This is a genomic window from Bradyrhizobium sp. F1.13.3 (genome assembly GCF_040548265.1).
Classification (GTDB): domain Bacteria; phylum Pseudomonadota; class Alphaproteobacteria; order Rhizobiales; family Xanthobacteraceae; genus Bradyrhizobium.
Window position 1 is genome coordinate 37,259 of sequence record NZ_JBEPRI010000023.1, and the last position, 25,603, is coordinate 62,861.

The window sequence follows — 25,603 nt, forward strand, 5'->3', positions numbered from 1 at the left end:
CTCCCTCACGCGCCGGCTTACAGGAATCCGATCGAGATCCACGGAAAGACGGCGACGACGATCAATCCTACCAGCAGCGCCAGCAGATAGCCCCAGATCGGCCTGATGCCTTCGGCCGGATCGACGCGGCCGATGGCGCAGGCGGCATAATAGCCGACGCCGAAGGGCGGGGCGAATAGCCCGATACCCATGGCGAGAATGATCACCATGGCATAGTGCACCTCGTGCACGCCGACCGCACGCGCAATCGGAAACAACAGCGGCCCGAACAGCACGATCGCCGGGATGCCCTCCAGCACGCTGCCGAGGATGGTGAAGGCCAGGATCGAGACGGCGATGAAGGTCGCTGCGCCGCCCGGTAATCCGGTCATGGCGGACGCCAGCGAGCGCGAGAAGCCTGACTGGGTCAGGCCCCAGGCCATGCCGGTCGCCGTGCCGATGATCAGCAGGATCGCGCCCGACAACGCGGCGGTCTCGACCAGCATCGGGAACAGCCGCCGCCACTCGAACCGGCGGTAGACGAGGAGGCCGACCAGGGCGCCATAGACGATGCCGATGGTGGAGACTTCGGTGGCGGTCGCGATGCCTTCGACCACGGCGTAGCGGATCACGAAGGGCAGCGCGAGCGCGGGCAGGGCGATGACGAAGGTCTTGCCGATCTCGCCGCCCGTGGCGCGGCGGACATGGCTCATGTCCTCGTGGCGGTAGCGCCACCACACCAGCATGCACAGCGTGATGGCGAGCACGACGCCGGGCAGGAGGCCGCCGGTGAACAGCGCGGCGATCGAGACGCCGGTGACCGATCCGATCGTGATCAGCACGAGGCTCGGCGGAATGGTTTCGGTCTGTGCGCCGGTGGCCGCAAGAAGCGCGACAAGATCGCCGGGCTTGGCGCCGCGCTGCTTCATCTCCGGGAACAGCACGGGCGCGACCGCCGCCATGTCGGCCGCCTTGGCGCCGGAGATACCGGAGACCAGGTACATCGCGCCGACGAGGACGTAATGCAGCCCGCCGCGGACATGGCCGAGCAGGCTCGCCAGGAACGCGACCATGGCCCGTGCCATGCCGGTCATTTCAATCAGGAGCCCTAAAAATACGAAGAGCGGCACCGAGAGCAAAATGAGGTGGCTCATGCCCTCGTCCATCCGCCCGACCAGCACCATGACGGGCGTGCGCGTGGTCAGTGCCAGATAGCCGAAGATGGCGAGCCCGAAGCCAAACGCGATGGGAACGCCGGCAAAAACGCAGAAGCCGGCGACGCCGACGAAGAAGATGACGAGGTTGAGGTTGCCGAGCGGTCGGAGATAAGGCTGCGCCAGCCAGAACAAGCCGACGACGACAGCCACGGACACCGCGGCCGTCAGCACCATGCGGTAATCGGCTGCGCGAAGCAGCCGCAACAGCGCGAACACCGCCATCAGGCAGATGCCGGCCGGAAGCGCCGCGGCGCGCCACATATTGGAGATCTGCAGCGCCGGCGTGGTGATGAAGCTTTCCTCGTAGGCGTAGTCCCAGGACGGCCAGACGATCAGCGCGAGGAAGGCCAGCGCCGCGCAGGTCGCCACGAGATCGAGCCAGGCCCGCGTGGCCGGCTTGGTGCTGGCGACGACCGCGGTCATGCGCATGTGCTCGGAACGGCGGAACGCGACCGCCGCGCCGAGCATGGCAAGCCACAGGAACAGGATCGAGGCGAGCTCGTCCGACCAGATCAGCGGCCGGTGCAGGCCGTAGCGCGCGACCACGCCGGCAAACAGGATCGCGATCTCGGCGACCACCAAAATGGCCGCCGGGATTTCGACGAGGAGGCCGAGTGCGCGCTCCGTCGAGGCCAGCAAGGAAGGTCGGCGAGGGGACTGAACAGTCGCCTCGCCCGCCACTCCGCTCACCTGGACCTCGATATGAGCCATGACGGCTCCAACGCGTTAAGACAGCTTGCCGACGGCCTTTTCGAGCAGATCCCAGGCCTGGTCGCCATATTTGCCCTTCCACTCGGCATAGAAGCCGGCGGACCGCAGCTTGTCGCGGAATGGCGCCACCGCGGGTTGGTTGAAGGTCAGGCCCTTGGTCGCGAGCTCCTGCTGGAGATTGGCATTGAGCTTGGCGGTGTCCTCACGCTCCCTGAGCGCTGCGGCATTGATGTTCTTGGCGACGATGGTGCGCACATCCTCGGGCAGGCTGCTCCACGCCTTGCGGTTGGCCAGGAACCAGAAGCCGTCCCACATGTGGTTGGTCAGCGAGCAGTATTTCTGCACTTCGTAGAGCTTGGCGGTCGAGATGATCGCCAGCGGGTTCTCCTGGCCCTCCACGATCCTGGTCTGCAGCGCGGAATAGACCTCGGCGAAATTGATCGAGGCGGGCGCGGCATCGAACGCCTTGAACATCGAGGTCCACAGCGGCGACACTGGCACGCGGATCTTGAAGCCCTTGAGATCGTCCGGACCGGTGATCGGCTTGCTCGACGACGTGGTCTGGCGGAAGCCGTTGTCCCAGATCTTGTCCATAACCTCGAGCCCGGCCTTCTTGATCTCGCCGCGGACGAAGGCGCCGAGATCGCCGTCCATGGCCTTCCAGACCGTGCCGTAGTCCGGGAACGCGAAGCCGATGCCGTTGATTGAGGCCGCCGGCACCAGGGTCGACAGGATCAGTCCCGACAGCGTGAAGAACTCGACGCCGCCGGACCGGATCTGGCTCAGCATGTCGGTGTCGGACCCGAGCTGGTTGTTCGGGAAGATCTGGAGGTCGAACTTGCCGTTGGTCTCGGCCTTGATCGCCGCAGCCATCTCCTTGGCGCGCACGTTCAGCGGATGGGTGTCTGGCAGGTTGTTGGCGTATTTATAGGTAAACTCGGCGCTCTGGGCGCGGGCCACATGGGGCGCACTGAGGCCGCCCAGGACCGCGGTCGCGGCGGAGGCCTTGAGAAGCGTGCGGCGGGAAAAGCTCATGGGTCTGCTTCCTCGGAAAGTTTGTTGTTGTTCTGAGATGCAAACCTATACGGACGGAAGGTCAGAAGGTCATCTGCGATCTCGCGAAGCCTCGCTTATTGCAGCCGGACATCGTCACGGCAATATCGGCTTTCGGAGGCATGGACCCGATTCAAAAACGCGAAAACAACCCCATGCACAGTAGCCGTCGAAAGCCGCGACGACGTGCGACGGCTGGGCCGGAAGAGGACGTGGAACGAAGGTGCAGCGAGAGGAATTCAAGCTAAACAACTGATCTGATTGTATATAAAGATATTCCATAATATACCTTATGCGAATCATGGATATGCCTGTGCAGATCAGGCCAGATAAATCCACACCTACCCAGAACCCCTCTCTCGGCTCACACTTGCCATCAACAATCCCCGGGCAAACCGACGCAGCGGTTGAGGCCACGGCAGCATTTGGAGGTTCGTCATGCAGGAGAACGTCGCCCGCGCAGACCGCTCGCGGGCCATTCCATTCGATGCCGCCAAACTCGACCGTCTGATGGAGGCCGCCGGCCTCGACGTCCTGGTCGCGACCTCCAAGCACAATGTGCAGTACCTGCTGGGTGCCGAGCGCGCGATCTTCTTCGACTACATGGATGCGCTTGGCGTCAGCCGCTATCTGCCGGTTCTGGTCTATCCCAAGGGCGCACCGGAGCACGCGGTGTATGTCGGGCACCGGCTGGAGACCCACCAGCGTGCCGTGGCGCCGCCTTGGGTTCCGCAGGTTCGGACCGAGTCCAACGGCTCGGTCGATGCCATCACGCGGGCCGTCAGCCTGATCCGCGACGCCGGCGTGGCCCTGAAACGGGTCGGGGTCGAGATGGCGTTCCTGCCGATGGATGCGGGCCGGGCGCTCAGTGACGCCCTGCCCGGCGCCGAGCTCAAGGACGCACTGCTGGTGCTGGAGCGGCTGCGCGCGGTGAAGTCGGCGGACGAGCTCGCCAAACTCAAGACGGCGTCCGAACTGGTGATCGCCTCGATGCTGGCGGTGATCGCCGGGCACGGGCCGGGCACGACCAAGCAGCAATTGTCGGACGCTTTGCAGATCGCCGAAGCCAATCGCGGGCTGACCTTCGAATACTGTCTGCTCGCCTGCGGCAGCAGCCACAACCGGGCGCCGTCGGCGCAGCGTTGGGAGCAAGGTGACGTGCTGTCGCTGGATTCCGGCGGCAATTATCACGGCTATATCGGCGATCTCGCGCGCATGGCCGTGCTCGGCAACCCGGATGCTGAGTTGAAGGACTGTCTGGCCGAGATCGAAGCCGTCCAGCGCGCCGCCTTCGCGGCGGTCCGGCCCGGCGCCATGGGCGGTGACATCTACGTCGCGGCCGAGCGGCAGCTCGCGAAGATCAGCCAGCGCGACTGCACGGAGTTTTTGGCCCACGGCATGGGCCTCGTCAGCCACGAGGCCCCTCGCCTGACCGCCAAGGGCCCGATCCCCTACGACGACACCGACGCCCGGCTGCCGCTCGAAACGGGCATGGTGGTGTCGATCGAGACCACGATGAAGCATCCGAAGCGCGGGTTCATCAAGCTCGAGGACACGGTCGCGGTGACGGCGACGGGGTATGAGATCTTTGGCGAAGGTGGTCGTGGGTGGAATCTCGGCGGCAGCGCGCTGTAGGCTGGCACCACCCACCGCGCTCACAGCAGACATCTCGCCCTCTGCCCGAGCACCACCGGGTCGTCAACGCCCTCACCTACAACGCGATGACCTAGACATCCGCGGAAGCGGTAGCTCGCGGCATTCGCATGACTTGCTCGAGGGGGTGTCGGTGCTTCAGCACGGCAAGGGTCTCGCGTGCGCTGAGGCTGCTGACGACTTCCTCGAAATTGTCGCTCTGCTCGATCTTGGCCCGGCCGATCGCGAGATCTATGTCGATCTGGCCCGATTTGCGAGGCGGCGTTTGGAGTGACTGCATGTGCGGTCCCAGCAACGCGGGGTTCTGTCTAAGTTCGATCAGAGCCGCGCGTGCCCGGATCCGATCCAGGCCGGCAAGCTCTCTCGCCCTCTGCAGCAGTGCCGGCACGCGATTGTCCTCCGGGGTCGCAAACAGATGCGCGATTGGCGGCGCCGTCGACGTGACGAGACCGATCGGAATGGCGCAAACGAGGCCGATGATCACCGGTGACATCCAGAGCAGCAGCGGAAGCGACACAGCGTAGGCGCTTGCCGCCATGGCCAGACCGCATAGGGTCGGCACCGTGAATTTGCGATAGACTTCGTCGCGCGTGATCCTGCCATCGCTTCGCCGTTGCACTTGCCAGCCCGCATCACGGCCCAGCAGGATCTCCGCCACGGCGGTGGATTGAAAGATCATCATGGATGGGGCGATCAAGGCGGCAAGCAGGCTCTCGGCGACCACCGCCAGCAGCACGCGAAATCCGCCGCCGAATGCCTGCCGTTCCGCACGCCTGGTGAGCAAAACGAGGTAGGCCAGCAATTTGGGCACGATAAGCAGCCCCATCGTCGCGGCAAAGACCCAGGCGGCGAGCACGGGGTCCTGTGCGGGCCACGTTGGAAACAACGAGAAGCCCTTGGGAAAATACTCCGGCTTGACGAAATAGGCCTGCAAGGAGATCAGGATTCCGAGCAATAGAAACAGCAGCCACAGGGGCGCGGTGAGATAGGAGCCGATCCCGGTCAACAGGTGAAGCCTGGAGACCCAGTGCAGGCCTCTAGCCGGCAAAACGGCAAGATGCTGGAGATTGCCCTGACACCAGCGACGGTCCCGCGCCGCGAAATCCAGTAGCGACGGTGGCACCTCCTCGAAACTCCCACCGAGACCTGGAGCCATGAAAATCCCCCACCCCGCCCGCCGCATCAGTGCGGCTTCGACAAAATCGTGGCTGAGGATGTGCCCGCCGAAAGGTTTCCTCCCGCGCAATTCGGGCAAGCCCGCCTCTTGCGCAAAAGCCTGCACCCGGATGATGGCATTGTGTCCCCAGTAGTTGCCCTCTGAGGCGTGCCACCAGGCGTTTCCGGCGGCGATCAGCGGACCGTACAAACGGCCCGAAAACTGCTGAAGCCGGCTAATCAGGGTTCGCGCATTGACGACGATCGGAAGCGTCTGAATCAGCGCGGCTTGCGGGTTCGCTTCCATCGCGCCGGCCAGCCGAACGATGGTCTCTCCGCTCATCAGACTGTCCGCGTCCAGAATGATCATGTAGTCGTAGGCGCCACCGAACCGCCTCACCCATTCGGCAATGTTGCCGGACTTTCGAGCGGTGTTGTCGGATCGGTGACGATAGTAGAGATGGCCCGAACCGCAGTTTCGCTGCAGCTCCAGAAACGCAAGCTCCTCGGCAATCCAGATGTCCGGATCTGTCGTGTCGCTGAGCAGAAACCAATCGAACAACGGGGCCTGTCCGGTTTCGCCGACCGACTCGTACATAGCGCGGAGGCGCGCCATGAGATGGTGCTGATCCTCGTTATAGGTCGGCAACAGCATAGCCGTTCGGCCGGTGATCGCGGGCAGCGGACCGTGGCTGTTAATTGGCAGCACATCTGGCCGGCCCCGCAGGAGCACAAAAAAGCCGGCTACTGAAGACACGAACGAAAACGCGATCCAGGCGAGCAGCACGAGGAACAGCCCGAACACCATGCCTTCGAGGACCGTGACGCCACCAACCTTGAGAACATCGTACATCTCAACAGCGCCCGCAGCGGTGATCGCGACCGTTCCGCCAAGAATGAACAGGCGCCGCGCTGTAACGGCAGGGGCGGTCCGCAGTCGCCCCGGATCGGCACGATTGGTCGCGTCCAATCGGCAAGGCTGCATCGGGAGCGGCGTTTCATCGGGAAGATAGCGAACGCCAAGGTCAGGGCAAAGCGCAGGCGACGTCGTCAGGGCGCCCATCGGTAAACCCAGACTTCAGAGATCGGTTGGTCGCCCTGCATCAAGATCGCCCTCAACTCGATCGGCGCGTCCTTCACGGCGCACTGAAAACTAAGGCGCCACCCACCCGTTTCCGGGTTTGGTTGTGTGACGACGTTCTTGATCTCGGATTTGTCGGCGCTGACTGCACCCCTTACCTTGTTGGGATCGACCGCCTTCAGTCCGTCACCAACGAGTTCGAGCACGAACAATTTGCTGTCGTCGCCCCGCGCGCCAACGCCTGTGCGGGTGAACCGGGCCAGCGAATTGGGCTTCGGCGCGTCCGGACCCCAGTGCAGGCGGTAGGTGTAGTTGTTTTCGCTCTTGGCCGGGAGGGCAGTCTTCGGGCGCCAGAAGGCGGCGATGTTGTCGTGAACTTCCTCCTTGGTCGGGATCTCAAAGAGGACCACACTGCCCTCTCCCCAATCTCCAATCGGTTCGACCCAGAAGCTCGGGCGACGCTCAAAGCGCGATTCGATGTCCTCGTAGGCAAAGAAATTTCTCTCCCGCTGCATCAGACCGAAGCCGCGCGGATTGAGGTCATTGAATGTGCTGGCCTGCAGATCGCGTGGATTGTTGAGCGGACGCCAGAGTTGCTCGCCCTTTCCGTTGAACACGGCGAGCCCATCGGAGTCATGTACGGCAGGACGGAAATCGTCGACATCGTGTCGGTCGTTCGGGCCGAAAAAGAACATGCTCGTCATGGGCGCCAGGCCGGCATGTTGCAGCTCGATCCGCGGATAGAGCGACATCTCTACGTCGAAGACCGTCGGAGCGCCTGGCCTGATCGTGAAGCGATAGCTTGCCGTAGCGCTCTTGCTGTCGAGCAGCGCATGTACCACGACGGATGTGGCACCCGGCGCGGGCTTCTCCAGCCAGAAGGCCTTGAAGAGAGGAAATTCCTCTCCCTTGCTCTCGCCGGTATCGATCGACAGACCGCGCGCGGACAGGCCATAGGTCTCGCCTTTGGCAACGGCACGGAAGTAGCTGGCGCCGAGAAACGCGCAAACCTCGTCGTAGTAGTCGGGCCGATTGATCGGGGCGTGAATGCGAAAGCCGGCAAATCCGAGATCGGCGTCCGGTACCTGACCGATATTGTCACCGAATGCGAAATCGTCGCGTCGGTACCTGATCGGTACCGCTCGTCCGCCGGAGACCTCGTAAATGTCGACCTTGTTCTTATAGAAAAAGCCGCGGTGGAAAAACTGGACCTCGAAGGGCAGCTTCTCGCTGCGCCAAGCCGCGCGCTCTGGCAGAAAGCGAATTGATCGGTACTGATCGTAGGTGAGATCCCTAAGCGCGTCCGGGACCTTTTCCTCTGGTGGCGCAAAGGGCTTACTCGCCAAATTGCGGGCAAGCTCGCGGACATAAGAGGGGCCAAACGGCAACTCCGCCGCCGATGCCGCAGAGACTGCGCCAGGTAGCAGCGTTGCCAATGGCAATGCCGAGGCTTCCAGGAATTGTCGACGATTCAAGTGTGCTACCCGTTCGGTTCCAACCGCAGTGCAACCCCCTCGTCGCGAACGAGTTCCAGGGTCGTCGTCGAATCCGACCACGGTGTTGCCAACGACCTCGTCGATGCGGCTCGGGGTGGTTTCGCGCTGCTGGGCCTCGGTTGCATCTGCGGGACGAGCTGCAATTTCCGATTGCGCATTCTCGAGCGATGGCGCCGCGCGCAACGCTGTAGCGCTCGAAGGTAATTGGATGATCGCTCTAGCGCAGCGGCAGCAGCTCCAACTGGCTCTGCGCCTTCTTGACGGCTGCGGCGAACCAGCCCTGGCTTGGCGCTTCCTTGGCGAAGCACGCCGTGTACGCGGTCATCGCATTGTCTTCGCGTGTGATGTCGCCGCGCGGGTCCTTCTTGTCGATGGGTTTGGCCATCATCTGCTTCCAGACTTTCTCGCAGGTCGGGATCTCGGCTGTCTTCACCGCATCGCTTGCAGCGAGGAAGTAGACCTTGTCGCCTTGAATCGCGACGACGTCGATTTCTTGCGGAGGTCCCTTCAGGTCGCCATTGCCGCGCACGCCTAGCACGGCGACCGCGGCGCTCGTCCCCGCGGGCTTCGTGATCGGCAACTCGGCATATTTGGCGAAGGCGGAGTCCTGGATGGCTTGATAGTAAAAGCGGTCCGACTTGAATGCCGCGCCGATCTCCTGCGGCATGCCGTCCTCGCGGTGCTCGCGCAGCCAGTGCTTGAGCAGGGCGGTAGTGGTCACGACGGCCTGCATCTTGTCGCCTTCGGAGGCGAAGCCGAGCCCGTCGAGATGGCCGAAGCCGGAGTCGCCCTTGAAGAGCGTGTCCGCGTTCGTCTTGCCATCGGCCGGCAATCCGTTGATCGCGACGGGGCCCACCAGGCCGCGCAGGACGCCCGTCAACTCCTTGAGCGCCGCATCGTGCTGCTTATAGGTCTCGTCGTTCTCGTTGGCTTTCGAGAACTTTGCGATGTAGCGATCGCGCAGGTCGAAATAGCGCTGCTCGGGGCCAGCCGCATGGGCAGGCGCGGCCAGAACGAGCAGGCAGAGCAAGGCGAGCGATCTCATGCGATTTCCGGCAAAACGGGGTGTGATCTCCAGTCTTTGTGCCGGTGCCAGGCGGGGAGGTTCACCCGCGCCGGACAACCGCTCTACTCCGCCGGCGTCAGTTGCTGCCGGCTCAGGCGCATCGCTGCCATGTCCCGTACGCGGACACGCGCGCGGCGCTTGCGCCACCAGATCACGATTCCGGTGACTGAGAGCGCCGCCACGACCAGCCCCATGATCGAGATCAGGATGCGGCCGAACAGCCCCACGATGCGGCCCGAATGCAACGGAAATTGCGCCTGCACGAAGATGTCGGCGGCGGTGCCGACCCAGGGCAGCCGTTCGCCGATCGGACGGCCGTCCTCGCTGTCGTAATAGAGCTGCGCCGGGCCGACGCCGCCGGCGCCGTGATCGTCGCCTGGATGGAAGAAGGCCGCGGCATAGACACCATGGGCCGGGCCGTAATTGACCGAGCCGACCGGGACGGTCCACCCTCGCCCCTTGCCGTCGGCCGCCGCGCGCGCGGCGATGTCGGCGAAGCTGACCTTGGGCTCGATGGGATCGTCGAGATCGCGATACGGCCGCTGCTCATAGGGCGTCGGCGTGTAGTTCGACATCATCTTCATCAGCGGCGAGAACACCTCGAAATAGAGGTTCAGCGAGAATGCCGTGAAGGCGATGATGAACAGCACGCCCCAGGTCCACAGGCTGAAAGCGCGATGGATGTCGAAATTGATCCGGTAGGCACTGCCTGACGTCTTGATGGTCCACGCCGGCGCCCAACGCGCCCAGAAGCCGCGTTCGAGCTGGCGCGTGACCTGGGGCGCCCGGGCCGCGCTGGCACGCCGCCGCGAGGGCAGCGTCAGGTAGAGGCCGACGAAGCAGTCGATGGTCCAGATGATGGCGATAATTCCGAGCAGGCGCATGCCCCAGCGGTCGCTGCCCCAGAATTCCGGGATGTGCATGGTGTAGTGCAGCTTGTAGAGAAACGAGACGAAGTTTTCGCGCGTCACCGGCCATACCGCGCCCCAATAGCGCCGGCCGAGCTCCGCGCCGGTGTTGGGGTCGAGGAAGATCTGATTGTAGTCTAGCGCGTAGCGCTTGCCGGTCGCGGGATCAATCCGGGGCATGACGAAGAACCACAGCGAGTGGCCCTCCTCCGGCGTCATGAACAGGTAGACGACGCGCGCACGGGGATCGCGCTGCTCGATCATCTTCGCGAGATCGATCGAGGGAATGGCCGGGCCCTTGCTGCCGACGTCGAACAGATGGCTGTTCAGGACCTCGTCGATCTCATGATCCCAGGAGATGATCGCCCCGGTGATGCCGGAGAAGAACAGGAATCCGGCCGTGAGCAGGCCCGCCCAGCGATGCAACTTGCCGAATATCGCTCTCATCGTTCAGATCTCGCCAAGTACACGAGCAAAGTGTGTGAGTGCCGAAGCTTCCGCAACGTCATGCCCGGCCATGACGACCTCTCGTGGAGCCTCATCGTCCTCATTTCAACTCACCACCGATAAGTCAGCTTGCCGATGGCCTTGCGTCCTTCTGCATAGAAGCAGCCCGACAGGCTGTAGCAGGCGGCGACATAGCGGGTGTCGGCGAGGTTGGTGACGTTCAGCGACAGGCGCCAATTGTCCCTGCTGTAGGCGAGCAGCGCGTCCAGCACGGTCGAGGATCCGACCTTGAACGTGTTGGCGTCATCGCCCCAGGTCGCGCCGACATAGCGGACGCCGCCGCCGAACTGCAGGCCCGCGAGCGGCCCGGTCTGAAGCGTGTAATCGTTCCACAGCGAGGCGCGGTTGAGCGGCACCGTGACCGGCGCCTTGCCGACATTGACCGGATCCTGGGAGACCGTTGCATCGACATAGGCATAGGCCGCGCGCAGGTTCCAGCCGTCGGCGAGCGACATCGTGCCTTCGAGCTCGAGGCCGCGCGATTTTACCTGACCGGTCTGTTCGGCGATGTTGAGCGGAGGCGCAAAGGTAACGACGTTGTCGCGCGTCAGGTCGAAGGCGGCGAAGGTGAACAGCGCGTTCCAGCCGAGCGGCTGGTACTTGACGCCCACCTCGTACTGCACGCCGGTCTCGGGATTGAGCAGCTGTCCGCTCGGGCCGGTGGCGAGCACCGGCAGGAAGGATTCCGAATAGCTGAAATAGGGCGCGATGCCGTTGTCGAAATTGTACATCAATGCGGCGCGGCCGGTGAAGGCCGACGCATCCTTCGAGACGGACGTATTGAAGATGCCGCTGTCCACCTGCGTCGTCACGAAATCCTGACGCCCACTGAGCTGGAACGAGAGCCGGCCGAGCTTGATCTGGTCCTGCGCGTAGAGGCCGACCTGCGACTGCTTGACGCCGGTGTCGTCGCTCATGGCGCCCATGGTCCAGTCGTAGCTGTAGACCGGGTTGAAGACGTTGATCTCGGGCGCGGACGTCGTGACGCCAAAGGCGGTGTCGCGGAATCTGGTGTTGCGATAGTCTATCCCCACCAGCGTGGTGTGGCTGAGGAAGCCGGTGGTGAACTTGCCCTGGAGCTGATTGTCCACCGCGAAAGAGTTGATGTAGGAGTTGCTGTAGCTGCCGAAACGCGCGAGCTGTCCCGCGGCCTCGTCGCTATAGCCTCCGCCGAAAAACACCTTCTCCTCGTTGTGCTGATAGGCGTAGCGCAAATTCTGCCGGAACGTGATGTTGTCGGTGAAATTGTGCGAGAGCTGGTAGCCGGCGGTCGCGATTTCGGTGTTGAACGCGTTGAAGCTCGGCACGCCCGCGAAGAACGAGACGGGGATGGCGCGGCCGTTGTTCGGCCACACGGTGCCCGAGGCCGGCAGGAACTGGAGGCCCCACCCTGCCCGGTCGCGCTGGTAGTTGGCGAGGATCGTGATGGTGGTGTCCTCGTTCGGCTTGAACGTGACGGCCGGCGCGATGAAGACGCGGTTGTCCTTGGTGAAGTCGACCTGGGTCTCGCCGTCACGGACGACGCCGGTCAGGCGCCACAGCACAGTGCCGTCCTTGTTGGCGGGACCGCCCATGTCGAACTGGCCTTGATAGCGGTTGAAGCTGCCGCCGGAGATCGAGACCTCGCCGAATTGCTGGGCCGTCGGCAGCTTGGTGACGTAGTTGAGGATGCCGCCGGTGCCGCTGCCGCCATACATCGCCGAGGACGGACCCTTGAGGACCTCGATACGCTCGGCGCCGTAGGGATCGAGGCCGTTGAAGTGCACGTAATTGCTTGAGGGAATCCGCAAGCCGTCGACGTAGAGGCCCGACATGGTGGTGTCGAAGCCGCGGATCTGGAGGGCGCCGAAGCGGGTGTCCGAACCACCATTGACGTCGCCGCTGACGCCGGCGGTGTAGCGCAGCGCCTCGCCAATCGAGACCGCGCCCTGATTCCTGACCTGGTCGGTGGTGACGACGGAGACGGACTGCGGGGTTTCGATCAGCGGCGTATCCGTCTTGGTCGCGGTGCCGCTGCGCGTCGCAACGAAACCGCGCACCGGACCATTGGCGCGTTCACCGGTGGCACCGTTCGAGGATGCCGATTGGGTTGGCGCGGCTTGCTGCGCCGGAGAGCGACGATTGGCGCGTGCGGTGCGTGTCGCCCCTGAGCGTCGCGTTGATGCGACCGCCGCAGGCCGGGCGCGCTGAGCCGGGGCTTCGACGGTGACGGCGGGAATCTGCGTCTGCGCCTCCACGGCACCGATGGGAACGACGAGAGCAAATGTGCTGGCCGCTCCGAGGAAAAGCACCTGCATCTGTCGACGCCGCGTGTCAAAACGCGAAGCAAGTTGGAAGTCGGTCACGTCTGTCGAGGCCCCACGCACTGCCGGCTTCGCCGGTATCGTTTTTGATGCCTCGCCCTAACGCAGGCGATTTCGGAGTGCGATAGGAACTGCGTTAGAATTTCTCCAGACGCGTGCGCAACGCGTGCGACGAATGCGCTCAGTCGCGTCTGGAAGTTTGGAATGTTTCCAGACCGACAAGAACCTGCTTGTTCGAAATGTCTGAAACGGCGTCAGCGATGTCGCAGCCGGCGATTGACCCGGCGCGCGAGGTAATCGCCGGCGCTCTGGACCAGCTGCACCAGCGCGATCAACACGACGACGACGGCGAGCATCATCTCCGGCATGAAGCGCTGATAACCGTAGCGGATGCCGAGATCGCCCAGGCCCCCGCCTCCGACGGCGCCGACCATGGCGGAATAGCCGAGCAGGCTGACCACCGCGAGCGTCAGCGCCAGCAGAAGACCCGGCAGCGCTTCGGGGATCAGCACCTTGAGCACGATCTGCATCGGCGAGGCCCCGAACGAGGATGCGGTCTCGATCAGGCCGCCGTCGACCTCGCGGATCGCGGCCTCAACCAGGCGCGCGATGAACGGCGCCGATGCGATCGTCAACGGCACGATCGCGGCCGTCGATCCAATCGAGGTGCCGGCCACCAGCCGCGTGAACGGGATCATGGCGACGACCAGGATGATGAAGGGCGTAGACCGCGTCGCGTTGACGACGATGCCGAGCACGCGATTGACGAGAGGCGCCGCGAACAGCTCGCCTTTCCGGCTGGTCGCGAGAAAGACGCCGAGCGGCAGGCCAAACGCGGTGCCGATCAGCGCTGCGAGCCCGACCATGTACAGGCTCTCGCCGGTCGCCTGGACGATCAGGTTGATGAGTTCAGGCGACATAGCCGAGGCGCTCCGCGGGGAATTGATATTGTGAAAGCCAGGCCAGCGTGCGCGTCGTCGCGTCCTCGCCGCCAGCCACGCCGAGAGGGATACCAAGCGTCAGCGACCCCACATGCTGGCCGCCGATCTCGTCGATGCGGGCCGACAGCAGCGACACGTCGAGGCCGAGCTCGCGCGCGAGCCGCGCCACCATCGTGTCGCCGGCCCCTGCCCCGCGCACCTGGACGCGGATCACGGCCTGTCCGCCCGCAGGCGGCTCCGAAACGATCCGGCTCGCCAGCGACACGGGCAGGCTGTCTCCGATCGCCTCGGCCAGGAAGGATTGCGTGATCGGATGCTTCGGGTGGGTGAAGATGTCGGCGACATGGCCGCTCTCGACGACGTGGCCGGCATCGAGTACCACGACATCCCCCGCGAGCTGCCGCACCACGGACATTTCGTGGGTGATCAGCACGATGGTCACGCCCAGCTCGCGGTTGATATTCGCGAGCAGATCGAGGATCGCCCGCGTGGTCTGCGGATCGAGTGCCGAGGTCGCCTCGTCCGACAGCAGCACGCTCGGCCGCGTCGCGAGCGCGCGGGCAATGCCGACGCGCTGCTTCTGGCCGCCGGAGAGTTCGGACGGGTAGCGGTCGTGCTTGTCGGCGATCCCGACAAGCGTAAGCAGCTCCGCAACGCGCGCGCGGATATCGGCCTTGGCCCAGCCGGCGATCTCCAACGGCAGCGCGATGTTGGCGGCTGCGGTACGCGAGGACAGCAGGTTGAAGTGCTGGAAGATCATGCCGATCGAGCGCTGCGCGAGCCGCAGTTCGCGACCTGAGAGCGCTGAGATGTCACGGCCATCGACGACGACGCGGCCCGTGGTCGGCCTCTCCAGCCCGTTGATGAGCCGGACCAGGCTCGATTTGCCGGCGCCGGAACGGCCGATGACGCCGGTGATCGAACCCCGCGGGATCGCGAAGTCGATGTTTTGCAGGGCATTGACGCCGGGCTTGCCGCGATAGGCCGGATAGGTTTTCGCGATGCCTTCGAAGCGGACCATCGCGTCGGGCGCAGTCGCGGGTGAGATCGCGTCAAGCTTTCCGATCGGCGGTCCGATCGCGAGCGACGGGTGGACGTTCATGGAGGCGGCCTTCATGCACAATAGTTCCGCTTGCCCCCTTGGGGCATCCGGGAACCGGTCGCATCAAGCGACGGAGAGTGAAACCGCGATGAGGACTCGGCTGGAGCGCGCTGCACCGCAGCAGGCACCATCGCCCTTTCAGCTCTCTCTGGCAATGTCAGATATCTGCGGGGAGTTGGACGAAGTTTTCCAAATTTCTCCCCGCTGAAGAAAATTCATCTGCCGCCGTATGGGCCTCGCGCCCGGCTCAGGTGACCCGCAACCAGGGCCATACGATCAGCAGGAGCCCCGCGAAATAGAGCACCCCGAACATCAGCCCAAAACCCCAGAACTGACCCTTGCCGATATAGCCGCTTCCGAAATACATCGGCGCGGGCCCCGTCGCGTAAGGCGAGATCACCCCCATCAGGCCGAGCGAATACATGCAGAGCATGGCCAGCGTCGTGACCGGCAGGTCGGGGATACCGGATCCGACCGCGAGCACCACGGGCAGCACGGCGGCCGCATGCGAGGTGATGCTCGAGAAGAAATAATGGATCCAGAAGAACAGCGCGACCAGCAGAAGCATCGCGGTCGACGGCGACAGCCCGGCGAGCGGCTTTGCATATTCGGTGGCGAACCATTTGATGAAGCCGATCTCGTTGAGGCCCGAGGCCAGCGTCAGCAGCGAGGTGAAATAGAAGAACACCTCCCAGGCGCCCTTCTCGGCTACGATGTCGGCAAACTCGATCACGCCCGTCACCAGCATCAGCGAGATCACGATGAACACGACGGTGGTGGCGTTGACGAAATTCGAGCCCAGAAGCGGCACGCGGATGTCCGGGCTCGAGCCTGCGATCCACAGGAACATCGCGAGCAGGATCAGCGCCAGCATGATCCACTCGTTGCGCGACATCGAGCCCATCTCCGCGAGCTCCTTCGATGCCCATTCGGAAATTTCCGGGCTGCTCTTCACCTCGGGGCGGCAGACTGCGTAGCTGAGCAGTGGGACCAGCACCATCAGGAGGAGGCCGAGCGGCGCAAAGCCCAAGAACCACTGTGCCCAGCTGACGTCGATTCCGGCAGTCTTCTTGGCGATGGCCAGCGCCGCCGCATTGGGCGCGAGCGCGGTGAAAAACAATGAGCTGGTGACGGCGGTCGAGGCGAATGCGGTCCACATCACGTAGGTGCCGATCCTGCCGGCGGTCGGTCCAGGCTCGGAGCCGTAGATGCGCGGGATGTTGCTGATGATGGGATAGACGATGCCGCCGCTGCGCGCGGTGTTGGACGGTGTCGCCGGCGCCAGCAAGAAGTCCGACATCGCCACCGCATAGCCGAGGCCGAGCGTGTTGCGGCCGAGCTTTTGCACCAGCACGAGCGCGATGCGGCGGCCCAGCTGGCTCTTGCGATAGCCGATCGAGAACACGAAGGCGCCGACGATCAGCCACACCGTGCTCTCGGCAAAGCCCGCCAGCATCCAGCGCAGCGACTTGGTCGGGTCGGGATCGATATAACCGCCGACACCGGCAACCGTCAGCCCGATCAGGCCGACCGCGCCGACCGGCATGGATTCCAGGATGAGCCCGGTGATGACGGCCGCGAAGACGGCAAAATAGTGCCACTGATTGGCGTTGAGCCCTGCCGGCACCGGCCACAGATAGATCACCAGCCATACCGCGAGCGGCGCGATCAGCTTCCAGCGAAACCCTTTCGCCTCAGGCGCCTGCGAGCTAGTGGTCATGGGCCCTCCCCCTCGATTGCCGTCATGTTCTACCGGCCCGTGACCGAACCGCTTTTGTCCCAGCGCGGCGTATACGTTTTGTCTGCGGCGCAATCAATGGACTGCGCCGGCTTCTACCGCCCTCTGAACTTCGGTTTGCGTCGCGTCAGGAACGCCTCGACGCCCTCCTTGTGGTCGTCGCTAAGGCTTGCCAGGGCGAACTGGTCGACGTCCATATGGCTGGCGAGATTATCCAGCGCATGCGCCAGCCGATTGACCGTGAGTTTCGTCATGGCGACGGAGAGCGGCGGCTGCGCTGCCACCTTGCGCGCGAGGTCCATCGCGGCATCGAACGCATGGCCGGGATCGACCACCTGCTCGACCAGGCCCCACTCGAAGGCCTCATCCGCGCTGATGCGCTGATCGGCCAGGATCACCGCCTGCTTGGTGCGAGCCGGGCCGATCAGGTGCAGCATGCGGGGAATGCTCTGCCAGCTCATGTTCATGCCGAGCCCGATCTCGGGCACGCGTAGATGGCCATCGCGTCCCATGACACGGAAGTCGAGGGCGACAGCCAGCGCCACGCCGCCGCCGACGCAAAAGCCCTCGATGGCGGCGATCGTGATCTGCTCCATCTCCTGCCAGGCGTGGGTCAGGCGCGGCCCGAGCTTGAGATGCCGCCGCAGCGTGCCGAGGTCCATGTCCTTGCGCGAGCGGCCTTCGGCATCCTTGAGGTCGAAGCCGGCACTGAACGCCTCCGCGCTGCCTGTCAGCACCACGACAGAGGTTGCGGCGTCATCCTCGAAACTGCGCGCGGCCGCGGTGAGCTGGCGCAGCGCCTCCGGCGACAGCGCGTTGATGCCGTCGCCGCGGTCGAACCGCACCACCGCAATCCGCCCCTCCGGCCCGAGGCCCTTCTCGATCTTCACATAGTCAGGCAACGCAATCTCCCTGGTCTTGGTCTTCTTGGTGCTCACAGATGCCCGGTACGTCGATGTTCGGGTTCGCTTCCATGGACCGGAAACCCGACCGTGGTCCCGATGGTGATCCAGTTGGCATTTTCGCCGGTGATGTTGCGGCCGTAGATCACATCGAGGGAGAATATCTCGTTCGGACGGTAGCGGACACCGGTCTGGAAACGCGGCTGCACGACGCTTGTGACCGCGGAGGCGCCGGCCTGGCCGTACGCCTCGATCGTCCATTGCAGGGTGTCGGTGAATTTCCAATCGAAGCCGACGCCGTAGGTCAGGTAATGGCGATCCACCGTGCGATCCCAGAGCCAGCCGCCGTTGACGTTGATGCGTGTGGTCTCCGACAGGCGGAAGGTCGCGGGGATGACGACAAAGGCGGACAGGGCATCGCCGGTCGACGCGTCGAATGATCCGCCGCCATAGGCCGACAATCCCCATCGGCCTATTCCGGTCGGGACGAAATTCGTCTTGGCTTTTGGAGCGAGCGTCGTGCTCCAGTCGCCATCGCTCCGGGCCCGGATGGTCTGCAGGCTCAGCTCGATCGGCCTGAAGGGATCGACGACACAGGAGGGATTGGCGACCGCCGAAAAATCCGTGTTGGAAGCCGTCGACAGCCAGCTTTCCACCTTGCAGGAGCCGACGTCGGAAATGTCGGCGGCATCGACCGCATAGGCGCCATTCGCGGCGCGCGCATCCTGCCCCGCGAATGCGCCAAGGGCCGCGATTGCGGCGGTTATTCCGGTTCTTGCAGCCCAGCCCATGGTGGGATGTTAGCAGAGTCTTCGCCTCGACAACGCCCGGATTCTGGGACTATCTTCGCCCCATGAGCGACCATCATCATCACCACGATCACGACCATTCCGAGCTGTCGGAGACCGAGCTGCGCGTGCGTGCGCTCGAGACGATTCTGACGGAAAAAGGTTATGTCGAGCCCGCCGCGCTCGACGCCATCATTCAGGCCTACGAGACCAAGATCGGCCCACATAACGGCGCCCGCGTGGTCGCCAAGGCCTGGACCGATCCGGCGTTCAAGCAGGCACTGCTGGAGGACGGCTCCAAGGCGATCGGCACGCTCGGCCATGTCAGCCGCGTCGGCGACCACCTCGTCGTGGTCGAGAACACGCCGCAGCGTCACAACATGGTCGTGTGCACGCTGTGCTCCTGCTATCCCTGGGAAATGCTGGGGCTGCCACCGGTCTGGTACAAGGCCGCGCCCTATCGCTCCCGCGCGGTGAAGGACCCGCGCGGCGTGCTCGCCGATTTCGACGTGCAGGTGCCCAAGGACGTTGAAATCCGGGTGTGGGATTCGACCGCCGAGACACGCTTTTTGGTGCTGCCGATGCGCCCCGCGGGGACTAAAGGCTGGAGCGAGGAGCAGCTCGCAGAACTCGTCACGCGCGATTCCATGATTGGCACCGGTTTCCCCAAGACGCCCGGAGCGCCATCATGAACGGCGTGCACGACATGGGCGGCATGGACGGGTTCGGCAAGGTCGAGCCCGAACCGAACGAGCCGGTGTTCCACGAGGAATGGGAGTCGCGTGTTCTCGCCATGGTGCGCGCGATGGGCGCGGCCGGCGCTTTCAACATCGACACCTCGCGCTTCTATCGCGAGACGATCCCGCCGCACGTCTATCTCTCAAGCTCCTACTACAAGAAATGGTTTCTTGGGCTCGAGGAGATGCTGATCGAGAAAGGGTATCTCACCCGGGAGGAAGTCGCCGCCGGCCACGCGATGCAGCCGGCCAAGGCGCTCAAGCACGGCAAGTTCGATCTCGGCCAGGTCGAACGCATCATGGTGCGCGGCAAGTTCGCCCGTCCTGCCCCGGCGCCGGCCAAATTCAAGATCGGCGACCGCGTGCGTGCGAAGAACATTCATCCCGCGACCCACACCCGCCTGCCGCGCTACGTGCGCGGTCATGTCGGCGTGGTCGAACTGAACCATGGCTGCCACGTGTTTCCGGATTCGGCGGCGATGGAGCTCGGCGAGAATCCGCAATGGCTCTACACTGTCGTGTTCGAGGGCCGCGATCTCTGGGGCGCGGACGGCGATCCGACCTCGAAAGTCTCGATCGATGCGTTCGAGCCCTATCTGGACGCGGCCTGATGAGCAGCACGGCTGCTGCCGCGACGGCGGCGATCCCGAGCATTCCGCGCGACGATGACGGTCCGGTGTTTCGCGCACCCTGGGAGGCGCACGCCTTCGCGATGGCGCTGACCCTGCACGAACGCGGCGTGTTCACCTGGCCCGAATGGGCGGCAGCCCTGGCCTCCGAGATCAAGCGCGCGCAGGCGGCCGGCGATCCTGACACGGGCGAGACCTACTATCTCCATTGGCTCGCCACGCTGGAGGGCCTCGTCGCAGGCAAGGGCGTTGCGTCTGCGGAGACGTTGCACCGCTACCGCGACGCCTGGGACCACGCGGCGGATCGCACCCCGCACGGCAAGCCGATCGAGCTGAAGGCGGAGGATTTTCGCTAAGCTGCCTCGACATATTCCGTCATTGCGAGCGTAGCGAAGCAATCCAGAATCCCTCCGCAGAGACAGTCTGGATTGCTTCGTCGCAAGAGCTCCTCGCAATGACGGCGGAGTGAGGCGTGTCACCGTCCCGCCACGTACTCCCGCCACCCTCTCGCCCGCAGGCTGCACGCCGGGCACTCGCCGCAGCCATATCCCCAATCATGCTGCGCGCCGCGTTCGCCGAGATAGCAGGTGTGGGACTGCTCGCGGATGAGATCGACCAGCCCGTCGCCGCCGAGGTCATGGGCGAGCTTCCACGTCGCCGCCTTGTCGATCCACATCAGCGGCGTATGCAGCTCGAATTTGCGGGCCATGCCGAGCGACAACGCGGCCTGCATGGCGCGGACGGTCTCGTCGCGGCAATCGGGGTAGCCGGAATAGTCGGTTTCGCACATGCCGCCGACGATGTGACTGATGCCGCGCCGGTAGGCCAGCGCCGCGGCGAATGTCAAGAACACCAGGTTGCGGCCGGGCACGAACGTGTTCGGCAGGCCGTCAGCGCCCATCGCAATCGCAACGTCGCGCGTCAGCGCCGTCTCGGACACCGCCGCCAGCGTCGGGATTGACAGCGTGTGGCTCTCGCCAAGCCTGGAAGCCCAATCCACGCGCAGGCCCTTGATGCCGTCGAACAGCCGGTCGCGGCAGGCCAGCTCGATGGCGTGGCGCTGGCCGTAATCGAATCCCAGCGTCTCCACGCGTGCAAAGCGGTTCAGCGCCCAGGCGAGGCAGGTGGTGGAATCCTGGCCGCCGGAAAACAGCACCAGCGCGGTTTCGGATGAAGATGCGTCATTCATGGCCCGCGCTTTAGCACTGCGCACACGGCTCGCCAATCTGGCCCGCCAACCGGTGGAAATCACCTTGTTCCGCCGCGCTGCGCTGGGAACGGGGGCCCGCTTTTGGCATAAGGCTTGGGAGCCAGGAGACTGCCCCGCAATGACCCCTTCCCGCGACATTTCCCGCCTGATCGAGATCATGGCGGCGCTGCGCACGCCGGTGACCGGCTGCCCCTGGGACCTCGAGCAGAATTTTGCGACCATCGCGCCCTATACGATCGAGGAAGCCTATGAGGTGGTCGAGGCCATCAGCCGCGGCGATCTCGACGACCTCTGCGAGGAGCTCGGCGACCTGCTGCTCCAGGTCGTCTTCCACGCCCAGATGGCCTCGGAGCAGAACGCGTTCGCGTTTGGAGATGTCGTCGAGGCCATCACCCGCAAGATGATCCGGCGCCATCCTCACGTTTTCGCCGACAAGGACGGCAAGCTCGCCTCCTCCCACGTCAAGGACGTCTGGGATCGCATCAAGGCCGAGGAGAAAGCCGAGCGCGCCGCGCGCCGGCCGCCCCAGGAAGCGCCGTCCCACAAATCGCTGCTGTCAGAGGTGAAGGCTGGCCAGCCCGCCCTGACGCGCGCCATGGAGCTGCAGCGCAAGGCCTCCACCGTCGGCTTCGACTGGAACGATCCGCGCGCGGTGCTGGCAAAAATCCGCGAGGAAGCCGACGAGATCGAGGCCGCACTTGATCGCAACGACGGCGAGGGCCTGGCGGAAGAGACCGGCGACCTGATGTTCGCGCTGGTCAACCTCGCCCGTCATGTCGATGCCGATCCGGAAGCCGCGCTGCGTGCGACCAACGCAAAGTTCGAGCGGCGGTTTGGGTTCATCGAGCGGGCGCTGGAAGCACAGGGCCGCACGCTGGAGCAGGCGTCGCTCGCGGAGATGGACGCGTTGTGGAACGAGGCGAAGGGTGAGGAGCAAAAGGCTCCAGCGGCGGAGAGAAGCAACCAAGCCCGCTCCTAGCTCAAGCGTCGTCCTGGCGAAAGCCAGGACCCATTACCCCGAATGGACATTGCAGGAGCCGGCTGGAGCTACCAGCGTGCCAATTCCAACCGCTTGTGGTTATGGGTCCCGGATCTGCGCTTACGCTTGTCCGGGACGACAGCGTTGCTTGAGGCAGCAATTGGCTCAACTCACTGGCTGGGCGACGGCGTCTACGCGGACAGTCGCGGCACGGCATCGAACCTGGACACCACGATATCCCGCTTGGTCTCATCCACCCGTACTGTCATGGCGAAGCGGCCGTCGTGCAGCTCTTTCGCCAGCACTTCGGCATTCCGGTGCAGCCAGCTGATGCCGGCGCCGTCGGAGGCATCGATGGAGAGGTCGAGCGTGATGCGCTTGGCGGCCAAGCGCTCCTCGATCGCGGCGAGCAGTGCGTCGACCCCCTCGCCCGACACGGCCGAGACAAGCATCGCGGGATGATCTTCGGGGCGGCGCGCGGCGATGTTCAAAAGTTCTTCGCGCTGTTCGGGACCATAACGGTCGATCTTGTTCCAGACTTCGATGATGCGGCCTGAGTCATCGGGATTGATGCCGAGCTGGCGCAGCACGGCGTCGACGTCGCTCTGCTGCGCTTCGGCGTCGTCGTGCGAGATGTCGCGCACATGGAGAATGACGTCGGCTTCCAGCACCTCCTCCAGCGTGGCGCGGAAGGCGGCGACGAGCTGTGTCGGCAGGTTGGAGATGAAGCCGACGGTGTCCGACAGCATCGCCTTGCCGCCATGCGGCAGAGTGAGCGCGCGCAGGGTCGGATCCAGCGTGGCGAACAGCATGTCGGCGGCCTGCACGTCGGCGCGGGTCAGGCGGTTGAACAGCGTCGACTTGCCGGCATTGGTGTAGCCGACCAGCGCTACGACGCGATACGGCACGCGCTGGCGGCCTGCGCGATGCAGGCGGCGTGTGGCCTGCACTTTCTTCAGTTCGCCCTCGAGCTTGGAGATGCGCTCCTGGATCAGGCGGCGGTCGGCTTCGATCTGCGACTCGCCGGGGCCGCCCATGAATCCAAAGCCGCCGCGCTGGCGTTCGAGATGGGTCCATGAGCGCACCAGGCGCGAACGTTGATAATTGAGATGCGCGAGCTCGACCTGGAGCGAGCCTTCCTTGGTCTTGGCGCGACGTCCGAAGATTTCCAGGATGAGCCCGGTGCGGTCGAGCACCTTGGCCTGCAACTCCTTCTCGAGATTGCGCTGCTGGATCGGCGCAAGCGCGCAATCCATCACCACGAGCTCGACGTCGAGGCTCTTGGCGAGCGCGGCGATCTCTTCGACCTTACCCTTGCCGATATAGGTCGCGGGACGGATCTGGCTGATCGGCGTGATGATGGCGTCGGCAACGACGAGATCGATCGCGCGCGCGAGGCCGGCGGCTTCGTCGAGCCGGGCCTCCGCGTCACGCAGGACATGAGTTTCCGATTGCGCGTCGGCACCGCCTGCGCGCACCCGCAAATAGGGACCGATGACAAGCACCCGCCCCGTCTGCTTATCCCTTGCCGACCGCGGACGGTCGGCATCCCCGTCGAAATTCCGGGGTTCCAATCAGATCACTCTCAAGCCGGCTGATCCTCGCCGCCTTCGAACAGCTGGATCGGAGCGCCCGGCATGATGGTCGAGATCGCATGCTTGTAGACGAGCTGCGAGTGACCGTCGCGCCGAAGCAGCAAACAGAAATTGTCGAACCAGGTCACGATGCCCTGGAGCTTCACTCCGTTGACCAGAAAGATCGTCAGTGGCGTTTTGGTTTTGCGAACGTGATTTAGGAAGGTGTCCTGCAGGTTTTGTGCGCGGTCTGCCGCCATTGTTTTTTTCTCGCTTTGAGTTTCTTTTTATTGCGCCGGTTGCGGCCCTCTTTTGAAAATTCGGGGTCCTCGTCCGGTTGCCGTCCCTCATGAGATCCCCCTCGGAGGGACAGCGGTTCAATTAGAGGACAGGTGGGCTTATTAGGCAAGCCGCTTCACGCGGCAGGCCATGCCGTATTGCCCCGAAAAACTACGGAAATCGATGATTTTCCTCACCTATCCCCGCGACGTCGCGGCCTTAGCCGACGCCCAGCGCCTTCAATTTCCGATGCAACGCCGACCGTTCCATGCCAACAAACTCGGCCGTGCGAGAAATATTTCCTGAAAAGCGGCTGATCTGTGCAATCAAATAGTCGCGCTCGAACACTTCGCGCGCTTCGCGCAGCGGCAGGCCCATGATGTGCTCGCCATTGTTGCTGGTCGGCATCGCCGGCACCATGGAGCCAACGTCCTGCGGCAACATGTCGGCAGTGATGATGACCTCCGGCCCGCCCGCGGCCAGAATCATGACTCTCTCAACGTTGTTACGGAGCTGGCGCACATTGCCCGGCCAGACATGCGACTGCAGCACCGCCATCGCGTCCTGCCCGATCTGCCGCTTGGGCAGGCCGCTGCCCGCCGAGATCTGCTCCATGAAGTAGTCGATCAATTCCGGAATGTCCTCACGCCGCTCCGACAGCGCGGGTACACGGATCGGCACCACCGAGAGCCGGTGATAGAGGTCCTCGCGGAAATGGCCGGCCGCGATCTCCTCTTCCAGGTTGCGCGCGGTGGAGGAGATGATGCGCACGTCGACCTGCACCTTGCCGTTGCCGCCGACGCGCTGGAACGACTGCTCGACCAGCACGCGCAAGATCTTGTTCTGGGTCTCGCGCGGCATGTCCGCGATCTCGTCGATGAACAACGTGCCGCCATGGGCCTCTTCGAGCGCGCCGGGCTTGCGCGCGTGCTCGCCGTTGGATTGCTCGATGCCGAACAGCTCGTGCTCCATCCGCTCGGGCGTGATCGCAGCGGCGTTGATGACGACGAAGGGGCCGTCGGCGCGGCCCGAGGCTGTGTGCAACGTGCGGGCGGTCAGTTCCTTGCCGGCGCCTGCGGGGCCGACGATCAGGATGCGGCTGTTGGCCTTGGCCGCACGCTCGATGGTCTGGCGCAGCTGGTTCATGCTGGGCGAGCGGCCGACCAGCGAGCTTGCGCTCGGCGCGAGCTGCTTCAGCTCCTTGACCTCGCGCTTGAGCCGCGAGTTCTCCAATGCACGGTTCGCGACCAGGATCAGCCGGTCGGTCTTGAACGGCTTCTCAATGAAGTCGTAGGCGCCACGCTTGATCGCGGCGACCGCGGTCTCGATGTTGCCGTGGCCGGAGATCATCACGACCGGCAGATCTGGGTTGTCCTTCTTGACCTGCTCCAAGAGCTGCAAGCCGTCGAGCTTGGAGCCCTGCAGCCAGATGTCCAGGAACACCAGATGCGGCCTGCGGTTGGCGATCTCAGCGAGCGCCGTATCGCTGTCGCGCGCGGTCCGGGTCACGAAGCCCTCGTCTTCGAGGATGCCCGCAACGAGATCCCGAATATCGGCCTCATCATCGACAATCAGAATTTCACTTGCCATGGGTC

Annotated in this window: 21 protein-coding genes; 5 read left to right on the top strand and 16 right to left on the bottom strand. The window is 64.2% G+C overall.

Annotation, left to right across the window (positions count from 1 at the left end; translation table 11 throughout):
* Nucleotides 1–17: 17 nt before the first annotated feature.
* Together ABIB66_RS38210 and ABIB66_RS38215 are read right to left on the bottom strand one after the other, a co-directional pair.
* A complete protein-coding gene (locus tag ABIB66_RS38210) occupies nucleotides 18–1,907 on the bottom strand; it encodes a TRAP transporter large permease (RefSeq protein ID WP_354210302.1) in 1,890 nt (629 codons plus the stop codon).
* Nucleotides 1,908–1,922: 15 nt separating this feature from the next.
* Nucleotides 1,923–2,942, bottom strand: a complete 1,020-nt coding sequence (locus ABIB66_RS38215; RefSeq protein ID WP_275172559.1) for a TRAP transporter substrate-binding protein — start codon at nucleotides 2,940–2,942, stop codon at nucleotides 1,923–1,925.
* A gap of 456 nt (nucleotides 2,943–3,398) precedes the next feature.
* Between ABIB66_RS38215 and ABIB66_RS38220 the strand changes: the two genes are divergently transcribed.
* Nucleotides 3,399–4,595 carry a M24 family metallopeptidase gene (locus tag ABIB66_RS38220; protein ID WP_275172560.1) on the top strand — a complete coding sequence of 399 codons (1,197 nt, stop codon included), beginning with the start codon at nucleotides 3,399–3,401 and terminating at the stop codon, nucleotides 4,593–4,595.
* Between the two features lie 91 nt (nucleotides 4,596–4,686).
* On the opposite strand, the gene mdoH is transcribed toward ABIB66_RS38220, so the two are convergent.
* The 10 genes from mdoH to ABIB66_RS38270 form a co-directional block, all read right to left on the bottom strand.
* Nucleotides 4,687–6,831, bottom strand: coding sequence for a glucans biosynthesis glucosyltransferase MdoH (gene mdoH / locus ABIB66_RS38225; RefSeq protein ID WP_354210303.1), 2,145 nt, complete (start codon nucleotides 6,829–6,831; stop codon nucleotides 4,687–4,689).
* Entirely contained in the window at nucleotides 6,819–8,324 is a 1,506-nt protein-coding gene (locus ABIB66_RS38230; RefSeq protein WP_354258549.1) for a glucan biosynthesis protein G, read from the bottom strand. Before ABIB66_RS38230 ends, mdoH begins: the two co-directional genes overlap by 13 nt.
* A 238-nt stretch (nucleotides 8,325–8,562) precedes the next feature.
* A complete protein-coding gene (locus tag ABIB66_RS38235; RefSeq protein WP_354210304.1) occupies nucleotides 8,563–9,390 on the bottom strand; it encodes a hypothetical protein in 828 nt (275 codons plus the stop codon).
* 83 nt (nucleotides 9,391–9,473) lie between these two features.
* Nucleotides 9,474–10,766: a siderophore utilization protein FsrB gene (fsrB, locus tag ABIB66_RS38240; protein WP_354210305.1), complete on the bottom strand. Its 1,293-nt coding sequence runs from the start codon at nucleotides 10,764–10,766 to the stop codon at nucleotides 9,474–9,476.
* A gap of 110 nt (nucleotides 10,767–10,876) precedes the next feature.
* Complete coding sequence (locus ABIB66_RS38245) at nucleotides 10,877–12,865, bottom strand: TonB-dependent siderophore receptor (RefSeq protein ID WP_354210364.1); 1,989 nt, start codon at nucleotides 12,863–12,865, stop codon at nucleotides 10,877–10,879.
* Between the two features lie 518 nt (nucleotides 12,866–13,383).
* Nucleotides 13,384–14,049 carry a methionine ABC transporter permease gene (locus ABIB66_RS38250; RefSeq protein ID WP_354258449.1) on the bottom strand — a complete coding sequence of 222 codons (666 nt, stop codon included), beginning with the start codon at nucleotides 14,047–14,049 and terminating at the stop codon, nucleotides 13,384–13,386.
* Nucleotides 14,039–15,187: a methionine ABC transporter ATP-binding protein gene (locus ABIB66_RS38255; RefSeq protein WP_354210307.1), complete on the bottom strand. Its 1,149-nt coding sequence runs from the start codon at nucleotides 15,185–15,187 to the stop codon at nucleotides 14,039–14,041. The genes ABIB66_RS38250 and ABIB66_RS38255 overlap by 11 nt, the downstream gene beginning before the upstream one ends.
* A gap of 232 nt (nucleotides 15,188–15,419) precedes the next feature.
* Nucleotides 15,420–16,892 carry a DASS family sodium-coupled anion symporter gene (locus ABIB66_RS38260; RefSeq protein WP_354210308.1) on the bottom strand — a complete coding sequence of 491 codons (1,473 nt, stop codon included), beginning with the start codon at nucleotides 16,890–16,892 and terminating at the stop codon, nucleotides 15,420–15,422.
* A 113-nt stretch (nucleotides 16,893–17,005) separates the two neighbouring features.
* The gene (locus ABIB66_RS38265) at nucleotides 17,006–17,812 is read right to left on the bottom strand and encodes an enoyl-CoA hydratase/isomerase family protein (RefSeq protein WP_354210365.1); all 807 of its coding nucleotides are present in this window, start codon (nucleotides 17,810–17,812) and stop codon (nucleotides 17,006–17,008) included.
* 32 nt (nucleotides 17,813–17,844) lie between these two features.
* Nucleotides 17,845–18,603, bottom strand: coding sequence for a PA4824 family protein (locus ABIB66_RS38270; protein ID WP_354210309.1), 759 nt, complete (start codon nucleotides 18,601–18,603; stop codon nucleotides 17,845–17,847).
* Nucleotides 18,604–18,665: 62 nt separating this feature from the next.
* On the opposite strand from ABIB66_RS38270, the gene nthA reads away from it, so the two are divergent.
* Genes nthA through ABIB66_RS38285 form a run of 3 tightly spaced genes read left to right on the top strand, consistent with a single transcriptional unit; the run spans nucleotide 18,666 to nucleotide 20,322 of the window.
* Nucleotides 18,666–19,292: a nitrile hydratase subunit alpha gene (nthA, locus tag ABIB66_RS38275; RefSeq protein WP_354210310.1), complete on the top strand. Its 627-nt coding sequence runs from the start codon at nucleotides 18,666–18,668 to the stop codon at nucleotides 19,290–19,292.
* Nucleotides 19,289–19,948 carry a nitrile hydratase subunit beta gene (gene nthB, locus ABIB66_RS38280; RefSeq protein WP_354210311.1) on the top strand — a complete coding sequence of 220 codons (660 nt, stop codon included), beginning with the start codon at nucleotides 19,289–19,291 and terminating at the stop codon, nucleotides 19,946–19,948. Before nthA ends, nthB begins: the two co-directional genes overlap by 4 nt.
* Nucleotides 19,948–20,322: a nitrile hydratase accessory protein gene (locus ABIB66_RS38285; protein WP_354210312.1), complete on the top strand. Its 375-nt coding sequence runs from the start codon at nucleotides 19,948–19,950 to the stop codon at nucleotides 20,320–20,322. The genes nthB and ABIB66_RS38285 overlap by 1 nt, the downstream gene beginning before the upstream one ends.
* A 119-nt stretch (nucleotides 20,323–20,441) precedes the next feature.
* Here the strand turns inward: ABIB66_RS38285 and queC are convergent, their stop codons facing one another.
* Nucleotides 20,442–21,155 (bottom strand): 7-cyano-7-deazaguanine synthase QueC, encoded by a 714-nt coding sequence (gene queC / locus ABIB66_RS38290; RefSeq protein ID WP_354210313.1) that lies wholly within the window; start codon nucleotides 21,153–21,155, stop codon nucleotides 20,442–20,444.
* A gap of 139 nt (nucleotides 21,156–21,294) precedes the next feature.
* On the opposite strand from queC, the gene mazG reads away from it, so the two are divergent.
* Complete coding sequence (mazG, locus tag ABIB66_RS38295) at nucleotides 21,295–22,155, top strand: nucleoside triphosphate pyrophosphohydrolase (RefSeq protein WP_354210314.1); 861 nt, start codon at nucleotides 21,295–21,297, stop codon at nucleotides 22,153–22,155.
* Between the two features lie 191 nt (nucleotides 22,156–22,346).
* Here mazG and hflX read toward each other — a convergent pair whose 3' ends face one another.
* The 3 genes from hflX to ntrX all read right to left on the bottom strand — a co-directional run bounded on the left by hflX (nucleotide 22,347) and on the right by ntrX (nucleotide 25,598).
* Complete coding sequence (gene hflX, locus ABIB66_RS38300) at nucleotides 22,347–23,729, bottom strand: GTPase HflX (RefSeq protein WP_354258452.1); 1,383 nt, start codon at nucleotides 23,727–23,729, stop codon at nucleotides 22,347–22,349.
* An 11-nt stretch (nucleotides 23,730–23,740) separates the two neighbouring features.
* Nucleotides 23,741–23,989 carry an RNA chaperone Hfq gene (gene hfq, locus ABIB66_RS38305; RefSeq protein ID WP_007591126.1) on the bottom strand — a complete coding sequence of 83 codons (249 nt, stop codon included), beginning with the start codon at nucleotides 23,987–23,989 and terminating at the stop codon, nucleotides 23,741–23,743.
* Nucleotides 23,990–24,227: 238 nt separating this feature from the next.
* Entirely contained in the window at nucleotides 24,228–25,598 is a 1,371-nt protein-coding gene (ntrX, locus tag ABIB66_RS38310; RefSeq protein WP_007591127.1) for a nitrogen assimilation response regulator NtrX, read from the bottom strand.
* Nucleotides 25,599–25,603: the final 5 nt, after the last annotated feature.

Excerpts from the sequence above, each read along its gene's own strand:
- nthA (WP_354210310.1), top strand. The coding sequence starts at position 18,666 with ATGAGCGACCATCATCATCACCACGATCACGACCATTCCGAGCTGTCG.
- queC (WP_354210313.1), bottom strand. The coding sequence starts at position 21,155 with ATGAATGACGCATCTTCATCCGAAACCGCGCTGGTGCTGTTTTCCGGC.
- ABIB66_RS38255 (WP_354210307.1), bottom strand. The coding sequence starts at position 15,187 with ATGAAGGCCGCCTCCATGAACGTCCACCCGTCGCTCGCGATCGGACCG.
- mazG (WP_354210314.1), top strand. The coding sequence starts at position 21,295 with ATGACCCCTTCCCGCGACATTTCCCGCCTGATCGAGATCATGGCGGCG.
- ABIB66_RS38250 (WP_354258449.1), bottom strand. The coding sequence starts at position 14,049 with ATGTCGCCTGAACTCATCAACCTGATCGTCCAGGCGACCGGCGAGAGC.
- ABIB66_RS38220 (WP_275172560.1), top strand. The coding sequence starts at position 3,399 with ATGCAGGAGAACGTCGCCCGCGCAGACCGCTCGCGGGCCATTCCATTC.
- ABIB66_RS38260 (WP_354210308.1), bottom strand. The coding sequence starts at position 16,892 with ATGACCACTAGCTCGCAGGCGCCTGAGGCGAAAGGGTTTCGCTGGAAG.
- ABIB66_RS38215 (WP_275172559.1), bottom strand. The coding sequence starts at position 2,942 with ATGAGCTTTTCCCGCCGCACGCTTCTCAAGGCCTCCGCCGCGACCGCG.
- ABIB66_RS38270 (WP_354210309.1), bottom strand. The coding sequence starts at position 18,603 with ATGGGCTGGGCTGCAAGAACCGGAATAACCGCCGCAATCGCGGCCCTT.
- ntrX (WP_007591127.1), bottom strand. The coding sequence starts at position 25,598 with ATGGCAAGTGAAATTCTGATTGTCGATGATGAGGCCGATATTCGGGAT.
- fsrB (WP_354210305.1), bottom strand. The coding sequence starts at position 10,766 with ATGAGAGCGATATTCGGCAAGTTGCATCGCTGGGCGGGCCTGCTCACG.
- hfq (WP_007591126.1), bottom strand. The coding sequence starts at position 23,989 with ATGGCGGCAGACCGCGCACAAAACCTGCAGGACACCTTCCTAAATCAC.
- mdoH (WP_354210303.1), bottom strand. The coding sequence starts at position 6,831 with ATGGGCGCCCTGACGACGTCGCCTGCGCTTTGCCCTGACCTTGGCGTT.
- ABIB66_RS38210 (WP_354210302.1), bottom strand. The coding sequence starts at position 1,907 with ATGGCTCATATCGAGGTCCAGGTGAGCGGAGTGGCGGGCGAGGCGACT.
- nthB (WP_354210311.1), top strand. The coding sequence starts at position 19,289 with ATGAACGGCGTGCACGACATGGGCGGCATGGACGGGTTCGGCAAGGTC.
- ABIB66_RS38285 (WP_354210312.1), top strand. The coding sequence starts at position 19,948 with ATGAGCAGCACGGCTGCTGCCGCGACGGCGGCGATCCCGAGCATTCCG.
- ABIB66_RS38235 (WP_354210304.1), bottom strand. The coding sequence starts at position 9,390 with ATGAGATCGCTCGCCTTGCTCTGCCTGCTCGTTCTGGCCGCGCCTGCC.